This window comes from Streptomyces corynorhini (assembly GCF_003346515.1).
GTDB lineage: Bacteria > Actinomycetota > Actinomycetes > Streptomycetales > Streptomycetaceae > Streptomyces > Streptomyces corynorhini.
The window spans coordinates 1-7,885 of the sequence record NZ_QQNA01000042.1; the positions used below are offsets into that span (position 1 = coordinate 1).

Annotated in this window: 7 protein-coding genes; 6 read left to right on the forward strand and 1 reads right to left on the reverse strand. The window is 73.4% G+C overall.

What is annotated here, in order from left to right; genetic code table 11:
* Positions 1-390 (forward strand): MarR family winged helix-turn-helix transcriptional regulator (locus tag DVH02_RS07140; RefSeq protein WP_114622852.1); only part of this gene is annotated, 390 nt, incomplete at its 5' end.
* Between the two features lie 287 nt (positions 391-677).
* Here DVH02_RS07140 and DVH02_RS07145 read toward each other — a convergent pair.
* Complete coding sequence (locus DVH02_RS07145) at positions 678-1,460, reverse strand: protein phosphatase 2C domain-containing protein (RefSeq protein ID WP_114622847.1); 783 nt, start codon at positions 1,458-1,460, stop codon at positions 678-680.
* 499 nt (positions 1,461-1,959) lie between these two features.
* Here DVH02_RS07145 and DVH02_RS07150 point away from each other — a divergent pair, with 499 nt between their 5' ends.
* The 5 genes from DVH02_RS07150 to DVH02_RS07170 all read left to right on the forward strand — a co-directional run.
* The gene (locus tag DVH02_RS07150; protein ID WP_407697597.1) at positions 1,960-5,085 is read left to right on the forward strand and encodes a sensor histidine kinase; all 3,126 of its coding nucleotides are present in this window, start codon (positions 1,960-1,962) and stop codon (positions 5,083-5,085) included.
* Positions 5,082-5,570 (forward strand): roadblock/LC7 domain-containing protein, encoded by a 489-nt coding sequence (locus DVH02_RS07155; protein ID WP_114622849.1) that lies wholly within the window; start codon positions 5,082-5,084, stop codon positions 5,568-5,570. The genes DVH02_RS07150 and DVH02_RS07155 overlap by 4 nt, the downstream gene beginning before the upstream one ends.
* Positions 5,567-5,980, forward strand: a complete 414-nt coding sequence (locus DVH02_RS07160) for a DUF742 domain-containing protein (RefSeq protein WP_114622850.1) — start codon at positions 5,567-5,569, stop codon at positions 5,978-5,980. The genes DVH02_RS07155 and DVH02_RS07160 overlap by 4 nt, the downstream gene beginning before the upstream one ends.
* Positions 5,961-6,677: a GTP-binding protein gene (locus tag DVH02_RS07165; RefSeq protein WP_325051335.1), complete on the forward strand. Its 717-nt coding sequence runs from the start codon at positions 5,961-5,963 to the stop codon at positions 6,675-6,677. The genes DVH02_RS07160 and DVH02_RS07165 overlap by 20 nt, the downstream gene beginning before the upstream one ends.
* A 66-nt stretch (positions 6,678-6,743) precedes the next feature.
* On the forward strand, positions 6,744-7,885 hold a 1,142-nt coding region (locus DVH02_RS07170), incomplete at its 3' end, for a styrene monooxygenase/indole monooxygenase family protein (protein WP_114622851.1).

Sequence of the window (7,885 nt, forward strand, 5' to 3'; positions counted from 1 at the left end):
TCCGGATGGACCTCGCGCGCCAACTCCGGAGAAATGGCGCGCGAGGTCCATCCGGAACTGGAACCGGCGGCCTACGGACTGCTCGTACGGCTGGAGGAGAGCGGCTCCCAGCGGGCCACCGAACTGGCCGGCTACTTCGGCGTCGGCAAGGCGACGATGAGCCGTCAACTGCGCGCGCTGGAGGAGCTGGGCCTGGTGGTCCGGGAGCCGGACCCGGCCGACGGCCGCGCCTCCCTGGTCCACATCACCGACGAGGGCCGTGACCGCTTCCGCCGGGTCCGTGACGCGCGCCGCGAGCGGTACGTGCAGAAGCTGGCCGACTGGGACCGCGCCGAGATCGCCGAACTGGCCCGGCTGCTCCGGCAGCTCAACGTCACCGCCGAGAGCTGACGGGACGTCGGGCGCGAGGGAGCGAGGGAGCGGCGGACCCGCGCGCGGACGGGCGCGCACCCGCCCCCGTACGCCCTCCTCCGCCCTGCGCGCTCGGACGCCCCCGGACGGCCGCGTGACCGTCGTACGCCCCTGGACGGCCGCGTGGCCGTCGTACGCCCCTGGACGGCCGCGTGGCCGTCGTACGCCCCCGGACGGTCCCGTGACCGTCGCACGCCCCGGAGGCCGTGTCGCCCTGGGACGGCCTCGTCACGACGCGTACGCCCCGGACGGCCTCCCGCGCCGCCTCACAGCTCCACGTACGTCACCGTCGCGTCGTCCGCGCTCTTGCCCCGGGGGAACGCCACCCCGTCCGGGTCCGCCGACTCCGCCGCCCGTACCCGCTCGACCAGTTCCCGCGCGCCGTTCTTCCGTACCAGCCCCGGGCAGTCCGCCCAGCCGCCCTCCCGGAAGACCTCCACCCAGCGGGTCGCCCCGTCCGTCATGGCCAGCAGCGAGCGGACCCGCGCGGCCGGGGTGCGGCCCGTCACGGCGCGCGCCGCGACGGACGGGTCCGCCGCCGCGGTGAAGAAGCCGCCTTCCGCGTTGCGCAGCGCGTCCGTCGCGGCGACCGAGCGCAGCACCTCGCGCGGGACACGGTCCAGCCGGTCGTCGAGGACCGCCCGCACCTCCCCGTCGGGCGACTCCAGCAGCAGCGTGGAGTCGGACAGCACCAGGTGCTCGACCTCGTCCGCGCCCCAGCGCGCCAGGACGACCGTGGCCTGGGGAGTACGCACGTGAGAAAGGTCACAGGTGTCTCGGTGGGCGTCCGCCGTCCGACGGATCGCCGTCGCCAGGACATCGGCCAGCGTCATATCCCGTCGTGAACCGGACAGTTCCGCGAGCGCCCCGCCCAGCCGCGCCGTGAACCAGGGCACGCCATGCGCACATCCGTCGTCACCGGTCGGCGGGGTCACCCCGTCCAGCACCACCAGGACTCCGCCCGCGCCGGCCGCGGGGACGGCCACGGTGGTCCAGTCCTCATTGGGGCGCGAGGGGTTGCCGGGGGCCGTGGTGAGTTCGATGCGCATGCGTCCCAGTCTGCACGACCGCCCCGGCCGTCGACATGGCTCCTTCACGGAGCCTCCATACCGTGCCGATCGGATCGTCCACCCAGGTCAACCGCTGTCATTCGGTCAGAATCACGCCCCCGGGGAGCCGTCGGGACCCGGCCCGCGGACGGCGCCGACCTGCCCCCGAAAGCTGCGGGCGGGCATCCTGCCAAAGGCCGACCCGAAGGTCCACCCGGCGCGCGATGTTCAAGCTCCGCGACAGGAGGGAAGAGTTGTTCGCCAACTCCTTCGTGATGTTCACTCGTTCAGGTGGCGGAGCGGCCGATGCGCGCCTCCCTCCAGGAAGCGCTGGAATGGTCGAACGCCGTACCAGGGGTGGGGGTTCTCTCGTTAGTGACCGGTTGTCACCTCTGCTTCATGGGCGGACGAGTCAAGAATGTGAGCACCGGTGCAGAAGAAGCGGCCTCGGGGCAATGGCGGCACACAGAGCGGATCCCCGGGTGAGGCCGGTGGAGCGGTGAAGACGCCGGCCGGCTCCGGCGACGCCGCAGCGCCCGGAACGGGTGCGGCACGCCCCGCCGAGGGCACGGCACGCCCCGACGAAGGCCGGGGCCGGCGCTCCCGGGTGCGCAACCGGCTCGTCCTGGGGGTCGCCCTCGTCGGCGTCACCGTCGTCGCGGCCGGAGCCCCCGCGGTCCTGCGCGCCTCCGAGGACCTCAACGACGCCCAGAACCTGGCCAACCTCGCCGCGCTCGACCAGCAGGCCATCACCCTCTCCCAGTCCCTCGCGGACGAACGCGACGAAGTCGTCGTCCACATCGCCGCGGGCCGCGACGAGCAGCCCACCGGCACCGACGACCCCGGCACCGGGGAATCCGGCGCCACCGGCGGGGAGAAGGGCGGCAAGGGCAAGCCCACCTACGAGATCACCAAGACCCGCAGCGCCCGCGTGGACCGGCAGATCGAGGAGATCCGCGCCGACTCCGCCGCCTCGCCAGGACTGCTGCGCGACCTCGCCACCGTCCCCTCTATCCGCCGTACCGCCCTCACCGGCAAGGGCTCCGCGCTGGAGGCGTACCGCGCCTACTCCGAGGTCATCGCCAAGCTCCAGGCCCTCGCCGACCAGCTCGCCGAGAAGACCCCGGCCGACGCCGCCGACGCCACCCGCGCGCCCGCCGCGCTCGGCCGCGCCGTCGAACAGGCGTCCGCCACCCGGGGGCTGCTGCTCGCCGCGCTCGCCGTACCGGAGGCCGCCGACAAGACGCCCGCGTACGACCCGATCACGGGCCTGCCCGTCGAGCAGGAAGCCGACGCGGACAGCAAGAAGTACGACAAGCTCCGCGACGAACTCAGCGCCGAGGCCCAGAAGTCCCGGGTCCGCGAACTCGCCGCCCTCGCCGACTTCGACCAGACCGCCGACGCCGCCGCCCACAACTCCCTCACCACCACGGTCACCGGCCCCGAGGTCAAGACCGCCGAGACCTATCTGACCCGGTTCACCAGCCGCCCCGAGCTGTCCGAGTCCGACCGCAAGGCCGACCCCGAGAAGGTCGAATCCGCGCTCTCCGCCCGGATCGACCAGATGCGCGGCGTCGAGTCCGGCCTCGGCTCCCGCCAGGTCGAGCGGCTGGAGAAGCTGCGCGACGACGAGGTCACCGCCCTCGAACTGAGCGTCGCCCTGCTCGGCGGCTGCCTGCTGATCGCCATCGGCGTCTCCACCGCCGTCGCCCGTACGCTCACCCGGCCGCTCGCCGTCGTCCGCATCGGCGCCGCCCGGATCGCCACGGCGCCCGCGACCGAGGAGCCGATCCGCTTCACCGGCCGCAACGACGAGTTCGCCCAGGTCGTACGCTCCCTCAACCAGCTGCACAGCGGACTGCTCGACCTCTCCTCCCGCGCCGACGAACTCTCCGGCGACCGCACCGACCTGATCGGCGCGCGCGAGAGGGTCGCCGGACAGCGCGCCGAACTCCAGGAGCGCACCACCGAACTCGCCGCCCAGCTCCAGCGGCTGCGCCACACCGTCCACCACACCTTCGTCAACCTCTCGCTGCGCAACCTCGGCCTCGTCGAGCGCCAGCTCGGCGTCATCGAGGGGCTGGAGGACCGCGAGCAGGACCCGGAGCGGCTCGCCACCCTCTTCAAGCTCGACCACCTGGCCACGGTGATGCGCAGGCACAGCGAGAACCTGCTGGTCCTCGCGGGCCACGAACACGGCCACGGCTCCACGGGACCGGTACCGCTGGTGGACGTGTTGCGCGCGGCGGTCAGCGAGATCGAACGGTACGAGCGGGTCACCATCCAGTCCCTGCCGGCCCACGCCCAGGTCGCGGGCTTCGCCGCCGACGACCTGAGCCATCTCGTCGCCGAGCTGCTGGAGAACGCCACGTCGTTCTCGCCGCCCGACGCCCAGGTGCAGCTCTCCGGCTGGACGCTGGAGAGCGGCGAGGTGGTGCTCTCCGTACAGGACCAGGGCATCGGCATGTCCGCCGAGCGCATCGCCCAGCTCAACGCACGGCTCGCGGAGCCGGAGACCTCCGAGGCGTACGGCGACGGCGCGGGCGGCACTCGCGGTCCCGCCGCCAAGGACGGCGAGGGGCTCGGGCTGCGCGTCGCCGCGCTGCTCGCCGCGCGCCACGGCGTACAGGTCGAGCTGCGGGAGCACCAGCAGGGCGGCCTGGCGGCCGTCGTCGTACTGCCGCCCGCGCTGCTCCCGACGGCCCCGCCGCCCGCCGTGCCGCACCAGACGCGGACGCCGGGCGCGGCGCCCGCGGTCAGCCTGCCGGGGGCGGCGGCCGAGGCCAACTCCAACGCCCTGCCCGGACGGCCGGACGTCGACCCGATGGTGGCCGCGGCGGAGGCGGCGATCCTCAAGGCGGAGGCCGAGGCGGCGGACACGCAGGCGCCGGACGCGCGGACACCGGACGCGCGGACACCGGACGCACAGGCGCCGGACGCGCGGACACCGGACGCGCAGGCGCCGGACGCGCGGACGGCCCGGTCCGAGGCCATATCCACGCCCGTACCCGCGCCCGAGTCCGAGTCCGTACCCGCGCCCGTACCCGTGCCCGCCCCTGTACCCGCGCCCGAGTCCGACCGCCACGACCGTGCCACCGACGGAGTGCCGGAGACCACCGGCACCGACCAGGACACCTTCGTGATGCGGCTGCCCGTCGAGCCCGCCGGCACGGAAGAACCCGCCGGGCCCGTCGAGCCGACGCGGTCCGTCGAGCCGACGCGGTCCGTCGAGCCGACGCGGTCCGTCGAGTCGACGCGGCTCGTCGAGTCGACGCGGTCCGCCGAGTCCGCCGAGTCCCCGGCCGGGGAACGCATCACCGACAAGGGCCTCCCCAAGCGCACACCCAGAATCGTCAAGCCCCCGGAGACCCCCAGCGGGCGCACCGGCAGCGTCGACGCGGAGGCCCTGCGCCGCAGACTCGGCGGCTTCCACCAGGGAGCCGTCGAGGGCCGCCGCGACGTGGAGGCCGAACTGAACGAACGCGACGAACGCGACCAGCGCGACGAGCAGGACCAGCGCGACGAGCAGGACCAGTACGACCAGCACGACCAGCGCGAAACCGGCCGGAGACCGGAGCCAGGCACCGGAGAGACGGGGGAGACAGTCGAGGAGGCACGCAGTTGACCGCGACCGGCACATGCGGACCGAGCAGCGAAGCCCGCAACCTGCACTGGCTGTTGAGCAACCTCGTGGAGGAGGTACCAGGGGTCCACGCGGTGGCCGTCGTCTCGTCCGACGGACTCCTCCTGCTCTCCTCCGACCCGGAGCGCGGCGCCGAGGCCGCCGCGCCCCCCACCGCCCCCAGAGAAGGCCCGCGCGGCTCCAGCGCCGACCTCGCGACCGTCGTCTCGGGCATCGGCAGCCTCGCCCACGGCGCGGCCAAGCTGATCGACGGCGGCGAGGTCAAACAGACCATGGTCGCCATGGACGACGGCAGCGTCTTCGTCATGTCGATCAGCGACGGCTCGCTCCTCGGCGTGCACGCCACGGCCGACTGCGACATGAGCGTCGTCGCCTACCACATGGCTCTCTTCGTCGGCCGCGCCGGACATCTGCTCACCCCCGAACTCCGCGACGAGCTGCGTACGTCGATGGAGAGCGCGCGATGACGCCGGCCGCCGATCCGGTCCGTCGGCTCCCCGTACGCGGCGCGGACCGCAGACCCGCCCGCGTCCGGCCGTACTCGCTCACCGGCGGGCGCACCCGCTCCGGCCACGTCCTGCTGGTCGAGACGTTCGTCGCCGCCCTCGAATCCGGTGAGCGGCCCAGGGAGCTGACGGACGGGGGCAGCGCGCCGCGCGGCATGCCGGAGATGCGGGCCATCGTCGAGCTGTGCCGCCGTATGCGTACCGTCGCCGAGGTCTCGGCGCTGCTCCACATGCCGCTGGGAGTCGTCCGGGTGCTGCTCAGTGACCTGGCCGACCAGGGAAAGATCCGTGTGTACGGGACCGGGCACGGCACCGGGCAGCCCGACCACGCGCTGTTGGAAAGGGTGCTGAGTGGACTCCGCCGTCTCTGACGTCACCGCCGTGCCGGTGACGGCCGGCCGCCCCGGGACAGAGCCCCCCGAGGCCGCCGGGCCACCGGCCGACGCCGGGCCCCCGACCGGGACACGGCCCCCGGCCGCCCCGGAAGAGGAGCCGAAAGCCTGGCAGATGGACCGCACGCGCGCGCCCATCGCCACCAAGATCGTGGTCGCGGGCGGCTTCGGCGTCGGCAAGACGACGTTCGTCGGGGCGGTCTCGGAGATTCCGCCGCTCCAGACCGAGGCCCTGATGACCGAGGCGAGCGCGGGCATCGACGATCTGAGCGCCACCCCGGACAAGGTCACCACGACCGTGGCGATGGACTACGGCCGGATCACCCTCGACGACGACCTCGTGCTGTACCTCTTCGGCACCCCCGGCCAGCAGCGCTTCTGGTTCATGTGGGACGACCTGGTGCGCGGCGCGATCGGCGCGGTCGTCCTCGCCGACACCCGGCGGCTGCCGGACTGCTTCCCCGCGCTCGACTACTTCGAGAGCTGCGGACTGCCCTACGTGGTGGCCGTCAACCACTTCGACGGCACCGCCGCGTTCGGCCCCGATGACGTACGGGACGCCCTGACGATCCCGCCGGAGATCCCGGTGCTGATCATGGACGCGAGACAGAAGATCGCGGCTGTCGAGGCGCTGCTCACGCTCGTACGGCACGCCCTGGACGTCACCCCCGAGTAGTACGGGCCGGCCCGGGGCGAGCCGGTCCCGGGCCGTACCACGTACGCAAACGGAGAGCCCCCGCCCATGCGGAAGATACTCATCGTCGGAGCAGGCCAGTCCGGGCTGCAGCTCGCCCTGGGGCTCCAGTCGCACGGGTACGTGGTCACCCTGATGGCGAACCGCACGGCCGACGAGATCCGGTCCGGGCGGGTGATGTCCACCCAGTGCATGTTCCGCACCGCGCTCCAGCACGAGCGCGAACTGGAGCTGGGCTTCTGGGAGTCCCAGGCGCCGCGCATCGAGGGCGTGGGCATCTCCGTCGCCGCGCCCGACGCGACGCGCGCCGTCGACTGGGTGGGCGCGCTGGACGGCTACGCCCAGTCCGTGGACCAGCGCGTCAAGATGGCCGGCTGGATGGACACGTTCGCGCAGCGCGGCGGCCAGGTGGTCGTCCACGGCGCCGCCGTCTCCGACCTGGACTACTTCTCCCGCACCTTCGACCTGGTCCTGGTCTCGGCGGGCAAGGGCGAGCTGGTCGAGATGTTCGCCCGCGACCCGGCCCGCTCGCCCTACGGCACCCCGCAGCGGTCCCTCGCCGTCGCGTACGTGCACGGCCTGGCCCCGCGCCCCGAGCACCCGGGCTACGACGCCATACGGTGCAATCTCGTGCCGGGCGTCGGCGAACTGTTCGTGATGCCGGTGCTCACCACCTCCGGCCGCGCGGACATCCTCTTCTGGGAGGGGGTGCCCGGCGGTCCGCTCGATGCCTTCCGGTCCGTCAGGGACCCCGCCGAACACCTGTCGCTGACGCTGGAGCTGATGGAGCGCTTCACGCCGTGGGAGTACGCCCGTGCCACGAAGGTCGAGCTGACGGACGCGAACGCCACCCTGTCCGGGCGGTACGCGCCGACCGTACGCAGACCGGTCGGGGTGCTGCCGGGCGGCGGGCTCGTCCTCGGGGTCGCGGACGTCGTCGTCGCCAACGACCCGGTCACCGGCCAGGGCTCCAACTCGGCCGCCAAGTGCGCCGCCGCGTATCTCGCCGCTGTCCTCGACCACGGGGACCGGCCCTTCGACGAGGCGTGGATGCGCTCGGCGTTCGACCGCTACTGGCACACGGCGCAGCACGTCACCAAGTGGACGAACGCGATGCTCGCCACCACACAGCCCCGGCATGTCCTGGAGCTGTTCGGCGCGGCCGAGAAGCTCCAGGACATGCCGGGGCT

What these genes read in the sequence shown, in the direction of transcription:
- DVH02_RS07145 (WP_114622847.1), bottom strand. Translation starts at nt 1,460, where the DNA reads ATGCGCATCGAACTCACCACGGCCCCCGGCAACCCCTCGCGCCCCAAT.
- DVH02_RS07160 (WP_114622850.1), top strand. Translation starts at nt 5,567, where the DNA reads ATGACGCCGGCCGCCGATCCGGTCCGTCGGCTCCCCGTACGCGGCGCG.